Annotated in this window: 22 protein-coding genes and 3 pseudogenes; 3 read left to right on the forward strand and 22 right to left on the reverse strand. The window is 45.0% G+C overall.

Annotation, left to right across the window (positions count from 1 at the left end; all coding sequences use genetic code 11):
• Window positions 1-23: 23 nt before the first annotated feature.
• The 21 genes and pseudogenes from ANSO36C_RS25080 to ANSO36C_RS25215 form a co-directional block, all read right to left on the reverse strand.
• Complete coding sequence (locus ANSO36C_RS25080; protein ID WP_251956723.1) at window positions 24-548, reverse strand: nuclear transport factor 2 family protein; 525 nt, start codon at window positions 546-548, stop codon at window positions 24-26.
• A gap of 55 nt (window positions 549-603) precedes the next feature.
• Window positions 604-1065: a DUF6130 family protein gene (locus tag ANSO36C_RS25085; RefSeq protein ID WP_251956724.1), complete on the reverse strand. Its 462-nt coding sequence runs from the start codon at window positions 1063-1065 to the stop codon at window positions 604-606.
• Between the two features lie 16 nt (window positions 1066-1081).
• Window positions 1082-2110 (reverse strand): alpha/beta fold hydrolase, encoded by a 1029-nt coding sequence (locus tag ANSO36C_RS25090; RefSeq protein ID WP_251956725.1) that lies wholly within the window; start codon window positions 2108-2110, stop codon window positions 1082-1084.
• A 239-nt stretch (window positions 2111-2349) separates the two neighbouring features.
• Window positions 2350-3345 (reverse strand): alpha/beta hydrolase, encoded by a 996-nt coding sequence (locus ANSO36C_RS25095; RefSeq protein ID WP_251956726.1) that lies wholly within the window; start codon window positions 3343-3345, stop codon window positions 2350-2352.
• 113 nt (window positions 3346-3458) lie between these two features.
• A complete protein-coding gene (locus tag ANSO36C_RS25100) occupies window positions 3459-4160 on the reverse strand; it encodes a dienelactone hydrolase family protein (RefSeq protein WP_251956727.1) in 702 nt (233 codons plus the stop codon).
• 50 nt (window positions 4161-4210) lie between these two features.
• Window positions 4211-5080 carry an alpha/beta fold hydrolase gene (locus ANSO36C_RS25105; protein WP_251956728.1) on the reverse strand — a complete coding sequence of 290 codons (870 nt, stop codon included), beginning with the start codon at window positions 5078-5080 and terminating at the stop codon, window positions 4211-4213.
• Between the two features lie 117 nt (window positions 5081-5197).
• The gene (locus ANSO36C_RS25110; RefSeq protein WP_251956729.1) at window positions 5198-6067 is read right to left on the reverse strand and encodes an alpha/beta fold hydrolase; all 870 of its coding nucleotides are present in this window, start codon (window positions 6065-6067) and stop codon (window positions 5198-5200) included.
• A gap of 57 nt (window positions 6068-6124) precedes the next feature.
• Window positions 6125-6775: an MOSC domain-containing protein gene (locus ANSO36C_RS25115; RefSeq protein ID WP_251956730.1), complete on the reverse strand. Its 651-nt coding sequence runs from the start codon at window positions 6773-6775 to the stop codon at window positions 6125-6127.
• A gap of 19 nt (window positions 6776-6794) precedes the next feature.
• Entirely contained in the window at window positions 6795-7544 is a 750-nt protein-coding gene (locus ANSO36C_RS25120) for an SDR family oxidoreductase (protein WP_251956731.1), read from the reverse strand.
• 15 nt (window positions 7545-7559) lie between these two features.
• Window positions 7560-8381 carry an alpha/beta fold hydrolase gene (locus tag ANSO36C_RS25125; protein WP_251956732.1) on the reverse strand — a complete coding sequence of 274 codons (822 nt, stop codon included), beginning with the start codon at window positions 8379-8381 and terminating at the stop codon, window positions 7560-7562.
• A gap of 77 nt (window positions 8382-8458) precedes the next feature.
• Window positions 8459-9370 carry an SDR family NAD(P)-dependent oxidoreductase gene (locus ANSO36C_RS25130; protein ID WP_251956733.1) on the reverse strand — a complete coding sequence of 304 codons (912 nt, stop codon included), beginning with the start codon at window positions 9368-9370 and terminating at the stop codon, window positions 8459-8461.
• A 53-nt stretch (window positions 9371-9423) separates the two neighbouring features.
• Window positions 9424-11001, reverse strand: coding sequence for a GMC family oxidoreductase (locus tag ANSO36C_RS25135; protein WP_251956734.1), 1578 nt, complete (start codon window positions 10999-11001; stop codon window positions 9424-9426).
• A 76-nt stretch (window positions 11002-11077) separates the two neighbouring features.
• A complete protein-coding gene (locus ANSO36C_RS25140) occupies window positions 11078-11665 on the reverse strand; it encodes a Dps family protein (RefSeq protein WP_251956735.1) in 588 nt (195 codons plus the stop codon).
• Between the two features lie 181 nt (window positions 11666-11846).
• Window positions 11847-12449 (reverse strand): cupin domain-containing protein, encoded by a 603-nt coding sequence (locus tag ANSO36C_RS25145; RefSeq protein ID WP_251956736.1) that lies wholly within the window; start codon window positions 12447-12449, stop codon window positions 11847-11849.
• A 118-nt stretch (window positions 12450-12567) separates the two neighbouring features.
• Window positions 12568-13107, reverse strand: coding sequence for a nuclear transport factor 2 family protein (locus ANSO36C_RS25150; RefSeq protein WP_251956737.1), 540 nt, complete (start codon window positions 13105-13107; stop codon window positions 12568-12570).
• Between the two features lie 32 nt (window positions 13108-13139).
• Window positions 13140-13622, reverse strand: coding sequence for a peptidoglycan-binding domain-containing protein (locus ANSO36C_RS25155; RefSeq protein ID WP_251956738.1), 483 nt, complete (start codon window positions 13620-13622; stop codon window positions 13140-13142).
• A gap of 168 nt (window positions 13623-13790) precedes the next feature.
• Window positions 13791-14348, reverse strand: coding sequence for a DsbA family protein (locus ANSO36C_RS25160; RefSeq protein ID WP_251960435.1), 558 nt, complete (start codon window positions 14346-14348; stop codon window positions 13791-13793).
• 207 nt (window positions 14349-14555) lie between these two features.
• On the reverse strand, window positions 14556-15185 hold the full coding sequence (locus ANSO36C_RS25165; RefSeq protein WP_251956739.1) for a response regulator: 630 nt from the start codon (window positions 15183-15185) through the stop codon (window positions 14556-14558).
• Window positions 15186-15193: 8 nt separating this feature from the next.
• A pseudogene (locus tag ANSO36C_RS35050) lies at window positions 15194-21255 on the reverse strand (AAA family ATPase).
• Between the two features lie 160 nt (window positions 21256-21415).
• Window positions 21416-21838, reverse strand: coding sequence for a transposase (locus ANSO36C_RS25210; protein ID WP_410174726.1), 423 nt, complete (start codon window positions 21836-21838; stop codon window positions 21416-21418).
• Window positions 21781-22137, reverse strand: coding sequence for a hypothetical protein (locus tag ANSO36C_RS25215; protein ID WP_251956748.1), 357 nt, complete (start codon window positions 22135-22137; stop codon window positions 21781-21783). Before ANSO36C_RS25215 ends, ANSO36C_RS25210 begins: the two co-directional genes overlap by 58 nt.
• Window positions 22138-22350: 213 nt before the next feature.
• On the opposite strand from ANSO36C_RS25215, the pseudogene ANSO36C_RS25220 reads away from it, so the two are divergent.
• A pseudogene (locus ANSO36C_RS25220) lies at window positions 22351-22521 on the forward strand (DUF4277 domain-containing protein); the annotation flags it as partial.
• Window positions 22522-22678: 157 nt separating this feature from the next.
• On the opposite strand, the pseudogene ANSO36C_RS25225 reads toward ANSO36C_RS25220, so the two are convergent.
• Window positions 22679-22894 (reverse strand): annotated as a pseudogene (locus ANSO36C_RS25225) (LysR family transcriptional regulator); the annotation flags it as partial.
• Between the two features lie 377 nt (window positions 22895-23271).
• Here ANSO36C_RS25225 and ANSO36C_RS34465 point away from each other — a divergent pair.
• A complete protein-coding gene (locus ANSO36C_RS34465; protein WP_323374502.1) occupies window positions 23272-23736 on the forward strand; it encodes a cadmium resistance transporter in 465 nt (154 codons plus the stop codon).
• 355 nt (window positions 23737-24091) lie between these two features.
• A complete protein-coding gene (locus ANSO36C_RS25235) occupies window positions 24092-24715 on the forward strand; it encodes a hypothetical protein (protein WP_251956750.1) in 624 nt (207 codons plus the stop codon).
• Window positions 24716-24724 lie beyond the last annotated feature (9 nt).

Consider the following 24724-nt stretch of genomic DNA (forward strand, 5'->3'; position numbering starts at 1 on the left):
GGGTGATATGGTCGTTGGGGTTTTCAAAGGTTGAGGTCTGACAATCCGGGATGATCGTCAGGACGACGACCCAGTATCCAGTGGAATTTGCGATCGCTCTTCAGAATTGGCAGGTCGTTGATGCTGGCAATACGCCACCGCATGAATCCGTGTTCGTCAAACTCCCAATTTTCATTGCCATAAGAACGAAACCAGTTGCCGGAATCATCATGCCATTCGTAAGCAAATCGGACAGCAATGCGGTTGTCTTGAAAAGCCCAAAGCTCTTTTATCAAACGGTAGTCCAATTCTTTAAGCCACTTACGTGTTAAGAATTGTGCGATCGCCTCACGGCCAGATAAAAATTCTGAGCGGTTGCGCCAAATGCTATCCGACGTGTAACCGAGTGATACTAGTTCAGGGTTACGTGTGTTCCAAGCATCCTCTCCTATTCGGACTTTTTGGATGGCGGATTCATTATCAAAAGGCGGCACGGGTAGTCGAGGATTTTCAGGGTTGTTCATAGTATGTAAGCGGTAGAATTGCGATCGTCTCAACATAGGTAGCATTATTCACCTCCTTTAGATGCCGCCGTCACAATTGCGATTTTCCCGTCTAGTTTTTTCATGATGATTTCTTAGGATCGGGCAGCGTGAATTTCACAGTTTCACTGGTGATTACTTTGTGCGTGGGGTCAGCTAGTTCGATCAGTACTTTGTGCAGACCAGGTTCCAGTCCAACTAGGATAATCGTTTCGCCACTAGCATCAACAAAGTGCCACGGCGCATCATCGACAGTGATGTGGATATGCCCAATGCGCGGCGATACGTCGAGGGCACCTTTGCCAAACACTGGCAACACACGTAAATTCTCCGTCCGGTACTGGATGAAGACGCGTCCTTGTGCTAACGGTTCGGGAAGCGGTGGATCGACAATCAGCTTGGGTGGTGCTTCGTTTTCGATCGCAATCAACGGTGATGATCCGATAATGTCCCTGGCGCTTGGTGTGTGGGTGTTCATGGTGGTTAAATACATAAGAGTGGTCGATATAACGATCCCTTTGAAGGTAAAGAGGTGCATGGTCATAGCTCCGGAGAAGTCATCAACGTTTCTTTGATGCGAGTTCCCAGACCGCAGTTGCGAATGCTTTCGGATCTTCCTGGGGCAGGTTATGACCGACATTTGGAATCACCCGATGCTGACGTTCGCCGTTAAACTTCGCTGCCGTCGATTTTCCATCGGTTGCTGGCACGACACCATCTGCGTCTCCGTCCAGCGTGATCGTCGGCACCGTAATGGTCGGTTGCGCGGCAAGTCGCTGCTCAAGCTCCTCATACATGGGATAGCCGGCTGCAAGTCCAAGGCGATGGCGGTAGGAATGAATGACGACCTCCACATAATCGGGGTTGTCGAAGGCGCTGGCGTGTTGATCGAGCATTGCCTCGTCAAAGTGCCAGTTTGGGGAATTGCGAGTCCAGAGAATCTTCGCAATCTCACGTCTGTTAGCCGTCAATCCGGCGCGTCCGCGCTCGGTCTGGAAATAGTATTGGTACCAGATACCAGATTCGATCGCGGGTGAAAGTGGCAGCCCTGCTTTGGCAATATCCTGGATCAGGTAGCTATTGACGGACACCAGACCTGTGCATCGTTCAGGCCAGAGAGCCGCAACAACACAAGCGGCTCGTCCACCCCAGTCATAGCCAGCAAGCACAGCACGGTTCAGCTGCAATGCATCCATCAAGGCGATCGCATCAACACCGATCGCGGCTTGCTGCCCGGAGCGTGGTGTGGTGCTGTCGAGAAAACGGGTTGATCCATGTCCCCGCAGGTAAGGAACAATCACCCGACATCCGCGTGCAGCAAGCATTGGTGCAACATCAATGTAGCTATCGATGGAATACGGGAAACCATGCAGCAGCAACACCGGAGATCCATCGCTCGGCCCTGCTTCGTAGTAGCCGATGTCGAGTACACCCGCTTTGATCTGCTTGATGGGAGTAAACCTAAATTCAGATCGTTTGGGCTTGTCGAAGCTTGCGTGTGCGGTACCCATGAGTGCCATTTCTGTGAAAATACTTGTTGCCGCCGTTAAGAGAAAGCGGCGGCGGTTGTGTTTAATTGCTTTGAGCATAGGGTTGACCGTGCCAATTTTAAATTTTGGATTTTGGATTTTGGATTATTTCTTTGGTACAAGCCCCATCCCTTGTGCGCGGAACAAATCTAAAAGACGCTACGCACAGTCGCTCTAAGCAAAGCTATGCCGATTGCACAAAGCACAGTCGCTTTACCCTTTTTTCCCCGACGCTAATTCGGTAAGCAGCAAAGCGATGGAAGAGCGTCTTTTCCTTCCCCAAAAACATCGATCGCATCCTATTGCAGATATTTCTTCAATTGGGCAGCAGCTTGAACAAACAGAGAACGGACTTCTGGCAACTCAGCTAAACCATTGAGCAGTCCAAAGTCATGAATCATGCCGTTGTACTGCACAGTTGTCACCTCTACCCCAGCCTCATCAAGCTTGCGTCCATAGGCTGTGCCTTCGTCATGCAAGATATCGCTCTCTGCAATGACAATTAATGCTGGAGGCAAGCCTTTGAGTTGCTCAACCGTCGCCTGTAGGGGAGAAGCATAAATGTCTTTGCGCTTTTCTGGGTCAGCGATGTACATATCATACATCCACTTCATTGTTGGTACTGTCAGAAAACGCTGATCGCCAAATTGGTGATAAGAATTCGTTTCAAAATCCGCATTTACAATCGGCCACATCAGGATTTGCAACTTGATGTGTGGTTCTCCTTTTTCTTTCGCCTTCAAAGCAGTGACAGTTGTCATGTTACCGCCGACACTGTTGCCAACGACTGCCAAATTCTTGCCATCCACGCCAATCTCCTCACCATGCTCGGCAACCCATTTAGTTGCAGCATAAATCTCATTAATTGCCTGTGGGTACTGAGCATCTGGCGTGCGAGTGTAGTTGACAAAGACACCTGCAAACCCTGAAAGCACAACCAGATCGCGAACCATGCGCTTGTGTGTTGGGTAATCACCTAACACCCAACCACCACCATGAATAAAGATGAAAACAGGTAATATGCCTTTGACCCCTTGAGGTCGTACAATATTGAGGGTAATTGAATAACCATCAGCAGTAATCGTTTTTTCAGACTCTTCAATGCCTGAAAGGTCTACTGAAACAGAAGCCTGTGCATCCACAAGAACTTGACGTGCTTCGAGTGGAGTGAGTTTATCCAGCGCCACACCCCCTGAATTCAGCACTTTCAAAAATTCTTTTACTCCTTTGGAAAGACGCGGATCGTTCGCAACTTCCAAAATTTTTGCTGCTTGCGAGTTTACTTGAGCAACCATAACGTTCTCCTTGAATTTATAGATGGTGGATAATCTGTTGAATTGGCACTGTCAAGCTAGCTGACTCGACAATATCTGTTCATGTACAACGATCGGGAAAGGGCAATCACCGACTACCCCAAATGCTGTTTCAGAAACGCCAACGTGCGATCGCCCGCTAATTCTGCGGCTTCTTTGCGATAAGCGGAACTACCCGCGCGACTAAACCCGTGGCTCACTCCTTCATAGCGATAGATTGTTACCAGGGGGTTATCTTTCAGTCCTTGCTGAATGGTCGTTTGAGCGCTTGGTGACACATACTCGTCATTTGCGCTCATATGCAAGATCAACGGTTTATGAATCTTTGTCGCCTCTGCTAAATTCCGATCAATGTCAACACCGTAGTAACTGACGTTGGCATCCGCATCAGTACGTGTTGCCATAAAATATGCCAATTTACCGCCCGAACAAAAGCCGACACTGCCGACCTTACCTGTGCTGCTGGGATACTGCCGTAAAAAAGATAGACTTGCCTTCAGGTCTTCTACACCGCTATCCCAATCAAACTCTCCAAGTAGCTCAAAGGCTTTAGCACGCTGCTTCTCGTCGTCAAAATCAAGTTGCACACCGGGTTCCAGGCGCCAATACAAATCTGGTACAAGCACCTGATAGCCTACCTTCGCAAAATCGTTGGCAATCTGTCGCATATTTTGATTGACCCCAACAATTTCTTGAATCAGCACAATTCCTGCACGAGGCTGAGTACTGGGTGTTGCTAGATAGGCGTTAAAACTGCCCCCTAACAAGGCTGGAATAGTTACAGTTTGAGTGGTCATGATACCTTTCCTGTTTAACCAATGAATGGGAATTGGAAATCAAAATTTGATTAAGTAAGAGTGGGTGGCAGCCGTGACGTGAGAAATTGAGCAATATGGTTGGCGATCGCATCCCCATCTTCTTCCAGGGCAAAGTGTCCGGTATCAAACAAATGAAACTCCAGATTTTTTAAGTCGCGTTTGTAGGCATAAGCTCCCTCAACTAAAAAGCCCTGGTCATTTTTGCCCCATACAATCAGCGTGGGTGGTTGATATTGGCGCAAGTAAGCTTGCCACTGTGGATATAACCGCACATTGAACTGGTAGTCGTATTTTAATGCCAGTTGAATATCCATATTGCCAGGGCGATCGAGGAGTGCTTGATCCAGAGTCCAGGTATCGGGACTAAGGTTTTCTGGATTCCTGGCTCCAGTGATGTAATACCATTTCGTGCCTTTGCTTGCTAGAGCCTGTCGCACGCGATCGCTATTTTCGGGTGTCTTATTCTGCCAAAAAGCGCGCATTGGCTTCCAGAAATCACCGAGTCCCTCCTCGTAGGCATTGCCATTCTGTACAATCAGCGATTCTACTCGTTCTGGATACTGCGTTGCCAATCGATAGCCAATGGGAGCGCCATAATCCATTAAATAAAGGCTATAGCGTTTCAACCCGATCGCAGCGATGAAATCTGCCATCACTTCGGCAAGGCTGTCAAAGGTATAATCAAACTCATCCACCGTTGGCATAGAACTATAGCCAAAACCAGAATAATCAGGTGCAATCAGATGGAATTGATCCGCCAACGCCGGGATGAGATTGCGGAACATCTGGGACGAGGTTGGAAAGCCGTGCAATAGCAGAAGCGTCGGACGATCGCGAGAACCAGCTTCACGGTAGAAGATATCTAAACCATTGATTGCTACTGTGCGATAAGTGGTCATGCGTTTACTATTTTGAATTCAAATCGTTCAACAGAATCAGAAATAGTTGATCCTGTTTATTCAAAGGTTCATATCTGAGCATGAGCTATGCTCGGATGATCGATCGTTCCCACTGAATCAGGCGAGAACGGATTGCAGCCGTGATGTGAGAAATTGATCGATATAGTTTGCGATCGCATCCCCATCCTCTTCCAGGGCAAAATGTCCGGTATCGAGTAGATGGAACTCAACGTCTTTCAAGTCACGCTGATACGGATAAGCACCGTCAGCAGGGAAAATGTAATCGTTCTTGCCCCAAACAATCAGAGTTGGAGGTTGATATTTACGAAAATACTCCTGCCATTGAGGATAGAGCGGTGGATTCGTACCATAGCTATACAGCAGTGCCAGTTGAATCTCACCGTTGCCGGGGCGATCGAGAAAATGTTGATCGATAGTCCAGGTATCGGGGCTAATCGCTTCTAGATTGCGAATACCATTGGTATATTGCCACTTCGTTGCTTCCAGGGTGACAAGATATTCGAGCTTTTCAGCATTCTCAGGCGATCGCTCTTGCCAGTATGCCTTAATTGGTTCCCAGAATTCGCGCAGACCTTCTTCGTAAGCATTGCCATTTTGAACAATCAGAGATTGCACCCGTTCTGGATATTTAGCGGCAATCCGATAGCCAATTGGTGCGCCATAATCCATTACATAAAGGCTGTACTTTTTGAGAGCGATCGCAGCAATGAATTTCTCGACAATCTCAGCCAAGCGATCAAACGTGTAATCAAACTCATTTACCGTAGGCATCGAACTGTTGCCGTAGCCAGGGTAATCAGGAGCAACGAGATGGAATTTATCAGCAAGTGCTGGTATGAGATTACGGAACATGTGGGATGAGGTTGGGAAGCCGTGCAATAACAGAATCGTTGGATTATCACGGGAACCCGCTTCACGGTAGAAGATATTTAAACCATCGATTGAAACTGTGCGATATGTAGTCATAGGATTACTCTTTATAAGTGATAAAAGTGACATGATGACGTTTTTCGACAGGTCGATCTATCTCACATCCTGACGACGGATTTGCTCCTGAAAGTAGTCCCGCCAGCTTTCGGGTAACGCTTCTAGTTGAGTTGCACGATGCAGTAACTCTGGATTGTTTTGCTCACGAACATAAAGCTGAGTGATATCAGCAACGGTGATATTGTTGGTATCTCGACTCATCAACTCTAAAGTGTCTCCAGCGACCACTTCGCCCTCTTGCAAAACCCGAAAGTAAAATCCGGTGCAACGACTGGCGAGAAATCGTTTCACCATATCCGGTCGCCCAAAGCGAATCCCTAACTTGTAGCAGGGTAAGCGCGGTTGAGTCACCATTAATTCCACACTGCCAATTTTGAAGCGATCGCCAATGTTAATTTCCTCTTCTTTAAATCCTGTAACTGTGAAGTTTTCACCAAAGATTCCAAGTGTTAACTCTGTGTCAGGCAATTCGCTTCGCCAGTAATCATAATGCTCAAACGGATAAACATAAACGGCTTTGTCAACTCCGCCATGAACGGTGAGATCCGCTTGTCCATCGCCGTCTAAATTGAGTTCGCGTACCATCACTCTCGCATTAACTGGCTCTTTGAAAATTCCAGTGCGGACGGCTTTTCCTTTCCAGGACACTTCACGCGGCAGTCCGACATTAACAGAGATCAGCTTCATCTTTAACTCCTTTTGAACTTCAAATCTGTGCCATACCGCCATCAACAAACAACTCAATGCCGTTCACAAAGCTGCTATCATCTGAAGCGAGAAAGACAACGGCTTTGGCAATCTCATCGGGTTTGCCGACTCGTCCCAGTGGGATGGCGCTGACTTGGCTGTCCACGAATCCTTGCAACTGCTGGTCATTCAGTCCCAAATGATCGTAACCAGGAGTCGGAACCACACCAGGGCTAATGGCATTCACTCGGATCTTGCGTTCTCTGAGGTCGAGTATCCAATTCCGAGCAAATGATCTCACGGCGGCTTTGGTGGCGCTGTAAACACTGAAAGCTGGCGTACCTTTTATAGAAGTAGTCGAAGCATTCAGGATAATAGAAGCGCCCTCTGGTAACAGTGGCAATGCCTTTTGTACGGTAAACAGCAAACCTTTAACATTTATGTTGAATGTTTTGTCAAAGTGTTCCTCAGTAATTGTTCCAAGTGGGGCAATTTGTCCACCGCCAGCATTAGCAAAGATGATATCGAGGTGTCCTTGCTCTTGCTTAATGGTGGCAAACAGACGATCGAGGTCTGCCAGATTAGAAACATCGCTCTGCACAGCCGTAACATTTTTACCAATGGCTTCTACAGCAGCATCCAGTTCGACTTGGCGACGACCTGTGATGTAGACGTATGCACCTTCAGCAACAAACTGTTTAGCTGTGGCAAGACCGATACCACTGTTGCCACCCGTGACAAGGGCGATTTTTCCTTCTAGTTTACTCATTATGTTAATGCCTCTCTATTTCGTGGTCGCAGCGTGTTCGATGAGCGTGGCAACGGCATCTGGATGGGAAACCATCACCACATGAGATGCGCCCTGTACGGCGATCGTCTCCTTTGAGTTGGCGCGCTTTGCCTGGAACGCGTGCGCCGCCGCTGGAATATTTAAGTCGCGATCGCCATAGATGAACCAGGACGGAATAGACTTCCATGCAGGCTCGCCCGATGCTTCGTTAAGTGCAGCTTCCGTAATCGGTCGCTGGGTGGCAGCCATCACCCTTGCGTCGGCGATGGACACATCTGCGGCAAACTGCGCTTGGAACTTGGACTGCTGGATGTAGAGGTCTTTGCCGCCGTCAGGCAGGGCAACTGGAGGCGCAAGCGTAGGGCCGAGCGTGCTGCCGGGGTAAAGACCGGTGAGTGCGGCGGCAGTCTCACCTGCTTCGGGAGCAAAGGCAGCAACGTAAACCAGCGCCTTCACGTTCTGGTTGTTCTTGACCGCATTGCTGATCACCAAGCCGCCATAGGAGTGTCCGACCAGTACGATGGAACCCTTAATGTTCTTGAGGATGCTGGCAACATAATCTGCGTCGCTTTTGACACCACGCAAGGGATTAGCAGCAGCGACCACCGGATACCCTTTTGCGATCAACTTGGTCAATACGCCGTTCCAACTAGAAGATTCGGCAAACGCGCCGTGGACGAAAACGACCGTGGGTTTGTTATCTTGGGCGCTGGCAGTAGTCATAACGGCTTCTAATGAAGTAATGAGAATGATTCCGAGGGAAAGTCCGGCGATCAAAAGCAGATGGATACTATTTCTGCGGATGAGCCTGTTCATGTGGTGATATCCTGTGTGTTCGTTAATGTTGTTGGGAACGGACTCTCTAGGTGAGGTGTAACTTGGTTACTGCCAGGTCAAGCGAGCAGGCGCAACGATTCATTCCAGAGCCGATCGGCATTGTCTGGATTCAGAGCGTAGGGGGCAACTCCGCTCATATAGCCGTTCCCGTTGGTGACGAGAGTGGCTTCATTGCAGTCCTCGAAATAGCGTCCGCCAACGCCTTTTAGTAACGGAGAGGTTGCCAACAGAACGGAAGTTGCCGCACCCTGCGCTATTGTCTTCTGCCGCTCAGGTGGGGTTTTAAGACCGCCTGTATGACGCTGGAGGTTGGTTGCGATCGCACCAGGCATGAGAGCATTAGCGGTAATGCCATCCTTGAACCAGCGCGCAGTAGCACCCACAGCAAAGAGGATACTTGCGGTCTTGGACTGTCCATACGCCAACCACGGATCGTAAGGACGGAACATGAAGTGAATATCATCGAACACAATGGGCGACATCAGGTGTGCGCTAGAACTAACCCACACGATACGGGCAGCACCCTCTGCGGCGAGAGCGTCGTGTAGTCCGAGCGCTAGGGCAAAGTGTCCGAGATAGTTAGTGGCAAATTGCATCTCCCAGCCTTCGGGTGTGCGCTGTTCGGGCAGTGCCATTACCCCTGCATTATTAACGAGGATGTGCAGCGGCTCACGCCAGGCAGCAATGAACTTGGCAATTGAGTTGCGATCGCTTAAATCAAGCAAAGCAACATGAATATTCCGGTTCCCAGTAGTAGCCGTAATGTCAGCCGCAACTTGCGCTCCAGCATCGGTATTACGCACAGCTAGGGTGACGATCGCTCCAGTTTGAGCCAGCGCCCGCGCCGTTTCTAGTCCGATGCCCGATGCGGCTCCCGTAACGATCGCCCGCTTGCTGGAAAGATCAATTCCTTCTACAACCTCGGCGGCGGTGGAATGTCGTCCGAATGGTGTTGTAATCAGTGCCATTGTGTATTCCTTTACAGAGGTCGAGTGTTTTGTTTGCCTAACATCGCCCGTTTCTAAATAGATGAATACGCCGGATTTTGGACGTTAGATTTGCTGAGAACCGTTCGTGCTGTGCGACCTGCTTTAATTAAATCCGCGGCCTTCTCACCAATCATGATGGTGGGTGCGTTCGTATTTCCGGTCGTGATGGTAGGCATGATGGAGGCATCTACAACCCGTAACCCTTCAATTCCATGTACCCGTAGTTCAGGGTCTACCACTGCCATTGAGTCAATGCCCATTTTGCAAGTGCCAACCGGATGCCATACAGTACTGCAAGTATCCCGAATGTAAGCTTCGAGTGCTGCATCACTCTGAACGTGGGAACCCGGAGCAATCTCGTCACCATGAAAATTATCAAAGGCACTGGTCTGAAACAATTGGCGGATTAATTTAACTCCCTCAACCAACTTCTGCACATCGGCTTGATTTTGCAGATAATTCATCCGAATGGTTGGTGGATCGTTGAGATTAGATGAACGCAAACCGACACTGCCAATATTTTGGAGACGGGTAAGAGAGACTGCACCTGTAAATCCAAAATCAGCAGGAGTATAACCAGGTGACAAGAATTGAATGGGGCCGAAAAAGAACTGCAAATCGGGTGCAGACTCCACATTGCCTTTGCTATGCAAAAATAATCCGGCTTCTACTCCATTACTAGTGATGGCAGGGTGTATATCTTGAGTAGTTGCTTGAACGACACAAGTGAGAACGTGATCCTGAAGGTTTTGACCGACACCCGGCAAATCTGCAATGACAGAAATTCCCATCGCTTGCAGATATTCTGCATCCCCAATACCAGAAAGCATTAGCAGCTTAGGCGAATCAAATGCACCCGCACTTAAAATCACTTCCTGGTTAACTCTGATCTGGTGCAGAGTATCCTCATGCAGATATTCCACCCCAATAGCGCGAGTGCCTTCAAACAGCAATCGTGTCACCAATGCCCCTGTCGTTACTGTCAAATTGGGACGATGGAAAATGGGTAGAAGAAAAGCAGCAGCAGCACTGTGCCGTTTACCATCCTTGACCGTCAATTGATAGAGTCCTACCCCTTGTTGCTGTACTCCATTAAAATCAGGATTGTAGTTGTATCCCATTGACACACAGGCATCTATAAAGCGTTGGGAAACCACAGCAGGGGACATCAAATCGGTAACGCTCAACTCCCCATCAACTCCGTGAAATTCTGACGCGCCTCGCTGCTGATGCTCCGATTTCTTGAAATAGGGCAAGACCCCCTGGTAATTCCAACCAGGATTTCCTAATTCTTGCCAGCGATCGTAATCTTGAGGATTGCCCCGGACATACATCATGAAATTAATTGAACTGCTGCCCCCCAAGACTTTGCCACGGGAACAAAACATTTTGCGACCATTCAGGTAGGGTTCCGGCTCAGAGAAATAGCTCCAGTCTACCTCGGTTCCAAGTAGGCTGATGCATTTTGCCGGAATTTGAATTTCTGGTTTTGTAGCTGGGTTGCCTGCTTCGAGGAGTAACACGGTTGTGTCACAGTCTTCGGTGAGACGATTGGCAACCACACAACCTGCTGACCCTGCACCAATTACAATGTAGTCATAATTAGTCATAAAGTTCTTTTCCTCTGTTATCTACAATGGATAAATGGAGTCAAGAATGAACTGATTTAAAGAGCGATCGCTGAATTTAACTGCGAACTAATGGTGTATCCACTAAATGTTCTGCCAGAAACCAAACTTGTGTTTCATTAGTTCGCAAGACTTGGCTCACTAACAAATCGTTAGTACCACTATCTTGATTTGCTGCTGTTTTATCGATCGCCACTCTCAATTCCCCAATTATTAACTCGTGGGCTTCCAGTAACCGCGACAACATCACAGGTACTTCCTCAACGCCGTTTGGCGGACGCTTAATCTTAGTGACTTCTGCCACATGACGCGGATCTGCGATCGCCACACCTCCGAGTGTTTGTACCCGTTCACCTAGTGCATCAATTAACTCAATTTGTTCACTGGCGTGTTTGTCAAGCAACAAATGCAGTTGATAAAACGTATGTCCGCGCATCAACCAGTGATGTTTCTTGTAAAGGTGATAGAGAATAATCGTATCTGCCAAAATTTGATTGACTAAAACACAGCTTTCACTGCGGGTACTGGGGTTGAGAACAATTGGCAAATCACGAAGGCTACCATACTGCTGAATTTCATATCCATGTTGATGCAGTATGGGTTGACTGCGATCGACTTCAGTTATATCTGTATTTTGAGTCGGCACGATCAAATCTCCTAGAATCAATAATTTGTATGTACCGAGAAACTGCTTCTCTTAAAATTGGGATTACTTTACAGGCGATCGGCTTTTGGGTTGCTGCCATTACTTGCGCCTCATCCTTAAGATAAGCATTCAAAAAGCTTAATCATTACAAAGAGTGGAAGAAGAAAGAAAAACGTCTTCTCTAAGGGATATCTCCGGGCGCACCCAGAATTTCGTCGCCAATTTCGCTAGAGATGCGATTCAACAATTCCATGTCAGGTGCTTCATTCTGGTTTAGCGTCCCTGTTGCTTCAACAAAGTGAGCAAAGGAACTGGGCGAAGCAACGACTAACCCGCGAGCTGGCTGGTCACTGAGTGCAGCGACAACATGGGGTGTGCCCATCGGAATGAAGGCACTTTCACCTGGGCCTAGCACAACCTTATTCTTACCAACCCAGACAGTGAACTCTCCTTCCAACACATAAAGTTGTTCTGAATAGCGTGTATGGCGATGGGGTGGAGTCTGGGCACCAGGAGGGAAATAGCCCTCAACCAGGTCATATTTACCATCAGTTGTGGTGTGATCGGCGACGATGGTAAGGTAGTTATTAAGAAGCCAAAATGATTTTGATGTACCGTCAGCAAAAGCCCCATGACCGAGAACGATCGCAGGTTTAGAGTTGGAGGCTTGAGGTAATTCCTTGGCGGTGGCTAATGTTGGATGCATTAATATCCCAACGACAGCACTTAATGCAAGTAACCACAGTAACAATATTTGAACTTTTTTCCATGTAGAAACTATCATTGCGATCGCCTCTGTATTCTTGCTAAATTGCTGAAATCTCTGATTCTTGTCGTCCGTATAGAAGTTATGGCGAGGCTTTTGCGAATTAAGTGGCAGCAAATGACAGGTTTACTGAAAACTAATTAATTCGAGTAATCTTCGCCGAGTAAAGGAGCCATTGCTGCTGATTTGGATTTGAGCCAGGAACATTATTGATTCGTCGCAGAACATAGCTACCGCGAAATCGCTGCTGAGTTCCATTCTTAGTAATGGCAGTAACAGTGACAGGAATTTCAATATAGGATGAGCCTGCCGCTCCGTCTATTCTGCTGGGTTCTCCAACCTTGACAGTAGTAGATTTGGTGTTGGCAAAACCCTGTTTGAATTGCTGAAATGACTGCTTGCTGGCAGTGCCATCTCCATACCAAGCCGAGTAAGCTTGCTTATAGTCTGCACGAGCGATCGCACTGTAGTAATCACGAATGACTTGAACTGCTTGTTGCTCAAGCGGCTCGGCGGTGGCATTTTGGGTGTGAGAGACTAAGGATGAAGTCTTCGAGGGGCTTGCAAGTGATTGTGAGGTTAGAGCAGTACAGGCTGTCATGGCGATCGCAAGCAGCATTTCCCCAACAACTAGCCGATGCTGTTTTAACCAGACAGGTAAGGAAAAGTTGATCATTATATATCTGCCTCGCTAGGTTTGGTAAATAATTATAATTTCCAGGGAAGTGGCGAACGATAAGGATTTTCATTCATATCCAAAACTTCCCAGGTGCGAGGATTCACTTCTCCTGTCACTGGAACTTTGTATCGTTTTTGCAAATCTCTGATCGCAGATTCGGTAATTGAACCAAACACTCCATCAACACTCACACCACGCGGATTTCCTAATCTGACTCCTGCGGCTCCTAAAAAACCATTATCTAAGAGAATTTTCTGCAATATTTTAACGCTTTTACCTCGATCGCCTCGCCGCAAAGTAGGTAAGGTTATATCGGTATAGGCTGTTGCAATTAAAACGCGCGATTTTGGGAACGAGACAGGTGCTGCGAACCGATGTAATTCACTTGAAGCGATCGCTGTACTAGTTAGTGAAACTCCAATCAATTCTGCAACCAGTGCTGTTGATAAGAATACTTTAGATAACACAAAAGTAATTTGATGAATTGAGTTTTGAAGTGTTATTGATTTCATTATACATCTCCTAATCTGGGCGTTTTTGAACTTTTTTCCCTGTAAAAACTATTATTGGGCTTGCCTCTGTATTCTTGCTAAATTGCTCAAATCTCTGGTTTTGTTGTCGGTATAGAAGTTATGAAATACTCTCTGACGAAATACTTATTAAGATAAGCACTAAAAACATTAATAATTTGCAGCAACAATAGCTGCCATTATCTGCTCAACAGTCCAGCGATCTAGATAGCGAATTCCATTAATAAACAAAGCGGGCGCAGCCTCCACTCCACTTTGCAGTCCACCTTCGATATCCGCATTGATGCGATCGACATACACACCTCTGGATAAATCCTGCAAAAATTGAGAAATATCAAGTCCTAAACGATTGGCGTACTCTACTAGATAGCCATTCTCCAACTCTTGTTGATGGATGAATAGCATCTCGTGCATTTGCCAAAACTGCCCTTGAGCCGCGGCGGCTTCTGCGGCTTCGGCTGCCCGTCGAGCATGTGGATGAATCTGTACTTGAGGAAAATGACGGAAGATAAAACCTAAATTGTTTTCTCCAAACGAAACCTTCAATTGTTGCCCGGCAACTTTAATCAATCGATAGACATTGGCACTTTGAAAACATTCATAATCTCCATACATGACGAAGACTACAGCAGCATTCAGCGCACCTTGAATATGATCGTGGGTTGAAGGCGGAACGAATAAAGAATGATTATTGCGGTCGTAAGTCATGTTTCGGTTTGTATTAAGCAATACTTTTGCCTTACAACCCAACTGCGCTAACATTGCTATGGATTCAATATAGACAATTGACCTTCTCTTGTCGTCCACACAGGGTTGACATTTTTGTACAATCGAGTGATGGATAAACCTATCCATCTCGCAGTCGAAAATTGCCTCCAACTTTAGTTGGAATTTGGATACCAAATTTAGTACAGCTTACAAACTGACAATCCCACGCTTAACAGCAATAATCACAGCTTGAGTGCGATCGCTCACGCCCAATTTGCTCAAAATCCGATTTATATGCGATTTGACGGTACTTTCACCAATAATCAAAGCAGTCCCAATTTCCTGATTCCCCATTCCTTGTGCCATCAAACGCAGCACTTCCAACTCTCGTTCACTGAGTTCTGGATTGCTGATTCGCTGCAATAATTTTGCGCCTACTTCTGGCGGAATATATTTTTGACCATTATGAATGGCGCGAATCGCATTCAAAAGCTCGCCAAGTTTAGAATCCTTAAGCAGATAGCCTTGAGCGCCCGCCTGTAAACCGCGATAGATATCTTCATCGCCATCGTAGGTTGTCAGTACCGCGATCCGAGCCTGCTTAAATTCAGCACGAATAGCCATAATGGCTTCAACACCTCCCATTTTGGGCATTCGTAAATCCATTAGTGTGACATCAGGTTGGTGTTCTCGAAATGCGGCGATCGCCTGTTGCCCATCTTCAGCTTGAGCAATCACTGTCATTTCTGGATCGCGATTAATGATGGTTGCCAATCCCTTTCTAACTATGGCATGGTCGTCAACAATTAGCACCCGAATCGTAGTGGATTGGCTCATCGTAATTCTCACCCTCGATTGATAGTGGCAATAATTTCTGTTCCTTGACCAGGTTGGCTTTGAATCGTTAGTTGTGCGCCAATACGCTCTGCTCGTTCGCTCATTCCTAATAAGCCGAACCCACCGCTCAAAGGAATGCTACCTACTCCAAAGCCTCTGCCATCGTCTTTAACCCTTAAGATACACTGTGTCTCGTTGTACACCAATTCAACCCGAATTTCGCCAGCACAAGCGTATTTAATCGCATTGGTTAATGCTTCCTGCCCAATTCTGAGTAAGTTATTCTCCACTTCGGTTGGTAAGGAATAGGCTGTACCCTGAGTTTCGCAAATCAGAGCCGTGTCGGTCGTCGATCGCATTTGAGCCACTATACGATGCAGGGCACTCTCTAAATTACCTTCTTCTAGTAGCCGAGGGCGGAGTGCTGATACGGATCGCCGTGCGCCTGCTAGCCCAGCGCGTGCTAGTTCCTCAATCATTTCCAGATGTACTTGGGTTGCTTCTGGGTCATCCGCCAGCACTTGTGTTGCTGCTCCAACCTGAAGCAGAATACCTGTGAAAGATTGAGCGAGTGTATCATGAATTTCTCGCGCCATGCGGTTGCGTTCTTCCAGAATTGAGGCTTGTTCAGCGCGTTTTTGTTCGCGCAGTGCAGCGTTTCGCTGTTCGCTAATGTCAAGAATTATTCCTAACATCCGCACAGGCTGTCTATCTGTGTCATAAATGCCTCGACCTCGACCTACCAGCCAATGAATACTGCCATCTGGATGAATGACTCGATATTCGGCTTCAAAATCAGTATAAGTTGCTAGAGCTGTTGTAACAGCTTGCTCAACCCGATAAATGTCTTCTGGATAAACGCGATCGCGCCATACCTGATAGCTGCTCTCAACCTCACCGGGAACTAACCCCAACAATCGAGCATGATTGTCGTTCCAATCTATTTTGTTCTCCGTGATATTCCAGCTCCAACTACCGATGTGGGTGAAGTCCATCGTCAGCCTGCGTTGCTCTTCACTTTGTCGCAAGGCATTCTCCACTCGTTGGCGCTCTTCAATCTCCTGCGAAAGTAGTAAAGTTCTCTCGGTGACTTGTTGTTCTAAGGTTTGGTTGTAATCGGCTAGCAGTTTCTCTGCTTGTTTGCGCTCAGTGATATCTTGAAAGGCGACGATCGCATAAGCCACCTTGCCCTGTTCGTCAAAGACTGGAGTGCCCCAAACCTCAACTGGAATGGTTGCATTGTTTTGGCGAATATCCATGTCATCAACGGTGGTGCATTCGCCGCTTAACGCCCGGATAACTGGCAGTTTTTCAGTGGGATAGATTTGATCCGTTTCCGTCACATAAAATTGATAAGCCTCTGAGATTTGCTCCGGTGGCACAGCAGGATCAATCCCTTTACCCATGAGTTGAATGCCCCGTTGATTGGCGTAATAAGGGCGACCCTCTGCATTGATGATGGCAATGCCCACCGGAACTGCTTCTAGAAATTGAGTCATCCTGCTTTCGCTTGCCCCAAGCTTTGCATAGAGTTTGGCATTTTCAATTGCGATCGCTGCCTGAGTGGAAAGTAGATTCAGAACTTGCGATCGATCTGGTGTAAATACCCCAGTTGCTAATTGATTTTCTAGATACAACACGCCGACAAGTTTGCTCTGATTCAGGAGTGGCAAACAGAGCAGTGATTGAATTTGGTTGTGCTGAATGTATGGTTCATTGATAAAATGACCTTCACGAGTTGCATCATTTAATATGACAGATTCATGAGTACGGATAACATAATTAATAATTGATTCAGGTAGATTATTTGCAGTTGGGAGCGATTGCAGCACTTGCGTAGCCCAGACCTTCTCACCGTCATTGAGTTCACAAGAAGCTTCAATCACCCATTTCCCTGAGTTTTCCAAAATCAAAAATCCTGTTTGTGCGCCAGCATTTTCGATTAATATCTTCATCAAGGAACTGAGTAACTTATCCAATTCAATTTCACGAGAAATCGTAAGGGAAGCTTTCATCACTGCTGCTAAATCGAAAGCGATGGGTGAGTGATTAGATGTGGTGACAGAAGTTTTGGGGATTGGCGCGTAAGCCATGCCCGACGACTGAGGAAATAGCTGGGGATAGCGAGTTTCTAAATCTTTGACTTTCGTAGATGCTCCCCATCGTTCATAGCAATAATGTGCTTCCTTCATGTAAGTTTGGGCGATTTTTTCTCTACCTCTTGCCAGATAATGTTTAGCAGCTAATTCATAAGCTAATGCTTCTTCTTGCAAATACTCGTTGTCTCTAGCTCCTTGTATGGCTTGCTCGTAGAATTCTTCTGCCTCAAGTAACTGACCCAAAACTCGTGCAATCTCTGCTTCCATTAAATGATATTTATGCAAATAATTCATTGGCGCATAAGCTGCCCATTGCTTCATTTGCTCCTGGCTAACAGCAACGTTTTTGAGGATTTCCTCCTGCACTTGAGCGCTGCTTCTAGGAAATATTGCGAGTCTTGCTAGAGAGCTATAGAAGTAATACAAAGGAACGAGGGGGGTTGCAATGACGCGGATCATATAACTTTCCGCTATGGCTGCGTTCTCAGATGCCTGAACATACTCAGAAAATAGATAGCATAGAATAAGTTTGTTGAGATGTACCAAAAACAGTATAACTGCATCTATTTCATGGTGTGACAGTCTATTTTCCTCGTCATAGGATTCGCCAACGAGACGGGATGGATTGACCGAGCATCCCATCAAATTTAAGACAGACTGCTGAAATATTTGAGTCCAAGTGAGTGATGTTGTCTGTTTAATTTGATGGATTGCTTCACAGTATTTTGCCATCTCGTGTTCAACCTCGACAAGTTCCTTTCCAACAATGAAGAGTTGGAGGCAATAAGTGAAAGCGCAATAGGCAGCGAACTCTAAATCTCCAGTTTCCAAACCACTTTGATAAGCTTCCAGAAATGCTTCGATGTTTCCCTAATATGCTCTTTCCAATGGATGATGAAATTAGTCACCATGAACAATGTTCTAGCTTTAAGTGAATGGATTTTCAGATGGGGTAACAGCCTTAATGCAAGCTGCCCAAACTCATAGCCAGCCTCAATGTTTCCGACCATTCCACAAAGAATTAACCCCAAGTTGGCATAAGCAAAGGGAGACACAAACATATTGCCATACTGAATTGACAAGTTGACTTGTTTAAACACAAGTAAAGACACCAAATCAGGAGCCGCATGATGGGCAGCAAGCGTTATCCTTGAGAGGATTTGCATTGCTGCTAGCTTTTCCGGTTTAGTCATTTCTGGCAATTGGATCAAGTCCTGGATTGGTTTGTTGTCAAAGTGGGATATGATTGTGTCTAGTTCAAGCTGAATATCTGACTGACTCAGTTTTTCGGGAAAACTGATCCCAATTTCTGCAATACTTGCAATCCAGTATTTATTGCTTTTAATAGCTGGTTTTGTGCGATGTCGGTTTGAATTTTGACTTCGTAAACTTTCACGATGTCGAAAATGGTTTTGGCTGATTGTAGAACGATCGCCGCCCACGATTCTACTTGCTCAAAATCGCCACACAAATACGCGACTTCTGTTGTTTCTAAATATAAATCTAATGTCAAGTCATAGTTTGTTTGCCAGCTAGAAGCTGCTAGCCAAACTCTTGATGTGGCTAAATATTTTTGAGCCACGCTATAGGCGATCGCAGCTTTTGCTTTCTGTCCGGCGATTAAATTTAATCTAGCAATTTCATTGCGTTCTAGTTGATCTGTGACAAGCTCAATTCCATGATTAAGATGATCAACAATTTCAAACAGTCGGTCTGATAGTTTCTCTGGCAAAATTTTTCCGAGGAGATTGCGACCAATTTGTAAATGAACAATTTGTTTTTGCGACTCATCGATTAAGGTGTATGCTGCTTGCTGCACGCGATCGTGCAAGAACTTATACTCTTGAATTAACAAGTTTTCATCTAATTCAGATAGTGGTTGAATTAATCCAACTTGTATGGCTGTTAGTAAATCTTGAAAAATCGTTTCGGGTGGCTTCTCACAAACAATCGATAGAGTATCTAAATTAAATTCAGCACCAATGCAAGCAGCTAACCGGAGAATTTGCTGTGTATTCTCTGGCAGTTTCTTCAACTTGTGAAGCATCAACTCCGCAACATTATCAGTGATATCTTGGGCTTGGATCTGAGCTATGTTCCACTCCCAGCTTAAGTATTGGGCATCAAAGGTCAATAAATTTTCGCTATACAGCATTCTCAAAAATTCATTCACAAAAAAAGGATTGCCCTCGAGTTTTACGCAACACCAACTCAGCTAATGGACTAACTGTGTCTGCATTCTGATGTAGCGTCTCGGCAATTACCTGACTCACGGCTTAAGCGTTAATGGTGTTAGGATAATTTCCTGAAGGACTGCCCCTTGTTTTCGCACTCTCTCTAGCATTAATGCTAATGGATGCGTTGGATTTACTTCATTATCTCGATAGGCTCCATTTAAAAATAGTGATTGGGTTTGCTCATCAAGCAGCATCAACTCGATTAACTTCAGCGTTGCTGAGTCTATCCACTGCAAATCATCTAAGAAGATCGCCAGGGGATGTGATTTCTGAACAAAACACCCGCACAAATTGCCCAAAGATTCGATGAAAGCGATTTTGAGCTTCAGTTGCTCCCACTTCTGGTACAGGCGACTGCTTGCCGATAATTAATTCAACTTCTGGGATGATATCAATGATGATTTGTGCGTTGGTTCCTAAAGCTGTAAGTAAGAGCGATCGCCACTGTTGCACTTGTTCGTCTGGTTCACTGAGCAATTGCTGCACTAATTTTTGCAGAGCATCTGCGATCCGCGCTGTAAGGAATATTGCGCCCAAATTGATCAAATTTACCAGAGATAAAATAACCACGCTTTTGGGTAATTGGTTTATAGATTTCCTGCACTAACGCAGATTTCCCAATGCCAGCATAGCCAGATACCAACATCATTTCGACTTGGAATTTTGGTTTGCCTCTTTGTTCGCTTTGTGAAGTTGTTTCTGAATTGTTTGGTAGAGAAGCAACGGGATTTGACTCTGAACACGCTACACGATTGTCCTCCGGACACGCTACGCGAACAACCGCCGCCAGTAACATTGCAACTTCCTGATCCCGTCCATACAGTTTTTGGGGAATTTGAAACTGACCCCGAAACGTCTTGAAGCGCCAGTTGAATGCTAGAGATTTTGACCGATTTTTGCTAATTGTTCAGTCACAGATTTCTAAATCCGCTTTGATTCCCCAAGCACTCTGATAGCGATTTTCTGCATTTTTCGCCATCAGTTTGAGAATGATATCTGAAACTGGCTTAGGAATCGTTTTATTTATTTCATAAGGCGGAATAGGCTGTTTAGCTATATGACAATGGACTAGTTCCAGGATATCTGTTGTGGGAAACGGCAGATGTCCGGTTAGTAGTTTGTAAAATGTCACACCAAGGGAGTAAAAATCGGTGCGGTAATCGAGTAAACGGTTCATCCGCCCAGTTTGCTCTGGAGATAGGTATGCGAGTGTCCCTTCTAAAACATGAGGACTTTTGAAAGTCGGATTCGTGCGGTTAAATTGGGTGGCAATTCCAAAGTCAATAATTTTTTGACAACGCCAGTATCCAGATTGAGTACTATGTTTCCAGGGTTGATATCTTTATGAATGACATTAGCTGCATGGATTTTGCCTAGAATGTCTGTGAGGGCGATCGCAAGACTTAAAAATTGGGATAAAGGCATGGGGCAGAAGATATCTGGGCGATTGTGCATCCATTGCTCTAGGGACTCTCCCCCAAAATCTTCTAAGAGAATCACCAGAGTGCGTTGATAGTCTTGCTGACTGTATGCCTTCACTACTCCCTCCAAGTTGAGGGAACGGGTAATTTTATATTCCTGTCTGTAGCGGGTTAGTTCTTGAGGTGAGGGATAATCAAGTTTTAGCATTTTTACAATTATCCCTACTCCATCGTCTCTGATACCGCGATAAACTAGAGAATTAGAACTTTCGTATATCTTGTCTTGAATGACAATACCAGGTAGAGTAATCATAGAAGCAACTCTTGAGAGGATAATCTGGCAATACCTCAAACTATACAGTAATTGACAACGAAACTACACGGGTTTCAGCCGATGCAATTCGCACATAAAGTGAAATCGATTGTGAAGCAAGGCTTTGAGCTAGTACAGCGCGGCGGAAATAAGCAGACCATTAAATAGCCAAAACTTTGCCCTCATATGTCCACTTAAAAGGTTTAGCCATTGTTTTGTTAAAGTAGTCGATAAACTTGAGGATTCGATTTTTCAAATCATCCTGACTGACGAAACTGGCTCTTCTGAGTAACTTGCGAACCAAAATAGTGAACCAAATCTCAATTTGATTGAGCCATGAAGAATGTTTAGGAGTGTAATGCAACACAATTCGGTGTGTTGGGTCACGCAAAAAAGTCGTGCGGGATTTCATTGATTTGAGGATGCCACTTTCTCCCTTAATGCCCAGATTAATATCCAAACCTTCCATTTGTGCAACTAAACGAACCAGGGATTCAGACTGATGAGTGTTCAGATAATCCATAATCAGATACCATTTTTTGGCATCTGGGTCAGTTTCAATTGTTCGGCGAACATGAAGGATAAAATCAACTTCTGTTCTTGTATCTGAACAAGTCGGCTAGACAATTTGACCAGTAGCAACATCGAATTGGCAATTAAGCAATGCGAGCCGTGACGGATGTACTCAAATTCTCTTCTTTCGACTTTGCCTGGTCGCATTGGCAAATCCTTTTCTAACCGTTCAGTGGCTTGAATACCTGTCATTTCATCAATGGATATTGTGCGCTCCCCCTTTATATGACGCTCAATGGCGCTGATATAGAACCCACCTTCCGCACCCCAACTGTCACACATCAACAAAAAGCGGACAGAGTAGTACACAGGAACTAAGTTAGATTCAAAATTTAACAGACTTAATGAGAATAAGTAGTATTAAGTCTGGTGATTTAGCGAGAAGAGAAAGTTGTGTGATGAAGACAGAAGCAAGAGAAAACTTCATAGTTAAAAATAATTGATAACAAAAAGATAAATGAGAGAATTGCAACAGAAGTTGTAGAGAATGGTGTTGTAATGTTGAATGCGGAAGACATTTAAATTCAGAACATAGACCATTTAGGAATAGTAGCAGGAATAATAGACGCGATAGGATTGGTAGAAATAATTAATGAATTAATAGGTGAAGAGAAAGGAGAAAAAGTCAGTCCAGGTCATGTAGTTAAAGCTATGATATTGAACGGACTAGGATTTGTATCCAAACCTCTATATACAGCACTTCCGGCAGCTATGAGGTACATCCTCAAAGCTAAAAGCTATGTTAGGAGAGAGGCAATAAGAAAAACTGTATTGCATAATAGCGGGAAGCGCTGTATGTTTCCAAAATATTTTGAAACAATAGCTTGTGAACATTTAATAGGAGCAGGAGTAGAATTTTTTGCGCCTCACCTTGTAATAATTTACCCGCATCTGTGATTTCAATATGACGACCAATGCGATGAAATAATTTGACTCCATATTCTGCCTCTAAAGTTTGAATAGCAGCACTGACTGCTGGTTGAGTAATATAAAGTGCTTCTGCTGCACGGGTAAAGTGCAGCATTTCCGCCACAGCTAAAAAAATTCGCAACTGTTCCAGCGTCATTTGGAATATGTACAGGGTTGTATAGTAGTGATTTTGAACACTCTGAAAGAATTATACGGTAAACTTAGCGGAAAGCTGTAGATAGCTATCAATATTCTCAATTACTTACGTGGTTGCAGTTATATCGGCATATCCATAAACTCAGTTTATGGATATAACAAAAAAGACTGTTTGCTCTTATTGATAAGTAGCCATAGAGTGAAACTATGCCTTTAGCGAAAGTGCTAACTACACTAACTATTTTCTGAAATTCCGAATTTTCCCCACTCGCAACCTCTATCTCACTGATATAGATGTTTGACAGTCAATACCATTGAGGATATACGACACACCTATGAGCGAACTACTGACTGCTATACCTACAGGACTCACGGCTTTTGTTGCTACCAATCTCGACGATATTATTGTTCTGTCGCTGTTTTTTCTCACAGGTAAATACTTGCTTTCGCCGTCGTCACATCGTTATCGGTCAGTACTTGGGTTTTAGTGCGTTAGTAGTCGCCAGTTTACCCAGCTTCTTTGGCAAGTTTGTCCTACCAGAATCTTGGATTGGTCTACTCGGTATTGTTCCAATCATGATTGGTATCAATCGCTTGCTAAATCAAGAGACTAGCGATACAGAAGATGTAAACACTCCTGAATCTTCGCAAGCTTGGTGGAGCAATTTCCTTTCACCCCAAACTTACGGTGTAGCAGCTGTTACCATCGCTAATGGGGGTGACAATATCAGTATCTATATGCCAATGTTTGCTACCAATACATGGGATAACTTACTTGTGATTTTGGTAGTTTTCTTCGTGATGGTAGGTGTGTGGTGTTTTACAGCCTATCATTTAAACTAAGATCAAGGCGATCGCTTCTGCAATCACTCGCTACGGTAATTCTTAGTCCCCTTCATTTTAATGGGATTAGGTGTTTCTATTTTAATAGAAAGTCAAACATTAGAAAACTCCTGCCTTAGCTTTCATTACCTCTGTAAGTATTGGTTCTTACCTGTTAATTTTAGGCAATAACATTTGGCGAGAAAATTATGGATTTTCTTTGGATCGTTTCTGAAGCCGAAGTTATAGCTGGGGTTAGACAAAAATGAGCTTTTATATTTGCAAGTTGCATCAATAGACAGATGAAATAATGCTCAATTAATACCTTAAATTAGGTAGTTGGTATCTGAAAAAACTAATTTATTAGGAGAAACACATGAAACTTTTCAAAAATACCCTTGTTAAAATTACCCTTGTTTGCTTATTGCTGATAGTGAACTTGATCATTGCTCAACCATCTTGGGCAGGAAAAAAATTAGCTAATGATCCAGACTATATAGAACTCACCAAATCACTAGAATCTGCTTTACAGGATAAACAAGCTCAAGGAGTTACACCAGAAATTGAGCAAAAAATCACTAATTTGAAATACCAAAAGTACATTTTGGAAAATAGTGAAGATTCTGTGGGAATCTGTCGCAATGAAACCGATAAAACACTGTTAATATACGGTGAGAAACCAAAAAAATCTACCTCAACCTACGACAATGAATTATATCTGCTCTCTAGTGGCGCAGAAACCGATGATGAATGGGATTGTCAAGGTGTTTATATTCCTGGACAAGCGGCTACAGAAGAACAAGCAGCCACACCTGCTCAAGCTTTTAAGATTGTTCATGGAACTCGGTTAGTTGCCACAACCAACCCCGAAACTGGAGAAATTGAATTCAATCTTCCACCTGCAAAAGTTTTTCAATCTGGTGAAGTTAACTGGGTTATTCCTGAAAACTTGCAAGCCGCGCTAGATGCTGGAATTACTACTGCGAAAATTGATGATTAATTGACTAGT

Origin of the sequence: Nostoc cf. commune SO-36, assembly GCF_023734775.1 — a bacterium.
GTDB classification, from domain to species: domain Bacteria; phylum Cyanobacteriota; class Cyanobacteriia; order Cyanobacteriales; family Nostocaceae; genus Nostoc; species Nostoc commune_A.

Coding starts and splice junctions, on each gene's coding strand:
- ANSO36C_RS25090 (WP_251956725.1), bottom strand. CDS start 2,110: ATGCTCAAAGCAATTAAACACAACCGCCGCCGCTTTCTCTTAACGGCG.
- ANSO36C_RS25150 (WP_251956737.1), bottom strand. CDS start 13,107: ATGATCAACTTTTCCTTACCTGTCTGGTTAAAACAGCATCGGCTAGTT.
- ANSO36C_RS25145 (WP_251956736.1), bottom strand. CDS start 12,449: ATGATAGTTTCTACATGGAAAAAAGTTCAAATATTGTTACTGTGGTTA.
- ANSO36C_RS25125 (WP_251956732.1), bottom strand. CDS start 8,381: ATGAACAGGCTCATCCGCAGAAATAGTATCCATCTGCTTTTGATCGCC.
- ANSO36C_RS25120 (WP_251956731.1), bottom strand. CDS start 7,544: ATGAGTAAACTAGAAGGAAAAATCGCCCTTGTCACGGGTGGCAACAGT.
- ANSO36C_RS25165 (WP_251956739.1), bottom strand. CDS start 15,185: ATGAGCCAATCCACTACGATTCGGGTGCTAATTGTTGACGACCATGCC.
- ANSO36C_RS25235 (WP_251956750.1), top strand. CDS start 24,092: ATGAAACTTTTCAAAAATACCCTTGTTAAAATTACCCTTGTTTGCTTA.
- ANSO36C_RS25080 (WP_251956723.1), bottom strand. CDS start 548: ATGCTACCTATGTTGAGACGATCGCAATTCTACCGCTTACATACTATG.
- ANSO36C_RS25110 (WP_251956729.1), bottom strand. CDS start 6,067: ATGACTACATATCGCACAGTTTCAATCGATGGTTTAAATATCTTCTAC.
- ANSO36C_RS25105 (WP_251956728.1), bottom strand. CDS start 5,080: ATGACCACTTATCGCACAGTAGCAATCAATGGTTTAGATATCTTCTAC.
- ANSO36C_RS25135 (WP_251956734.1), bottom strand. CDS start 11,001: ATGACTAATTATGACTACATTGTAATTGGTGCAGGGTCAGCAGGTTGT.
- ANSO36C_RS25130 (WP_251956733.1), bottom strand. CDS start 9,370: ATGGCACTGATTACAACACCATTCGGACGACATTCCACCGCCGCCGAG.
- ANSO36C_RS25100 (WP_251956727.1), bottom strand. CDS start 4,160: ATGACCACTCAAACTGTAACTATTCCAGCCTTGTTAGGGGGCAGTTTT.
- ANSO36C_RS25095 (WP_251956726.1), bottom strand. CDS start 3,345: ATGGTTGCTCAAGTAAACTCGCAAGCAGCAAAAATTTTGGAAGTTGCG.
- ANSO36C_RS25115 (WP_251956730.1), bottom strand. CDS start 6,775: ATGAAGCTGATCTCTGTTAATGTCGGACTGCCGCGTGAAGTGTCCTGG.
- ANSO36C_RS25155 (WP_251956738.1), bottom strand. CDS start 13,622: ATGAAATCAATAACACTTCAAAACTCAATTCATCAAATTACTTTTGTG.
- ANSO36C_RS25160 (WP_251960435.1), bottom strand. CDS start 14,348: ATGACTTACGACCGCAATAATCATTCTTTATTCGTTCCGCCTTCAACC.
- ANSO36C_RS25085 (WP_251956724.1), bottom strand. CDS start 1,065: ATGACCATGCACCTCTTTACCTTCAAAGGGATCGTTATATCGACCACT.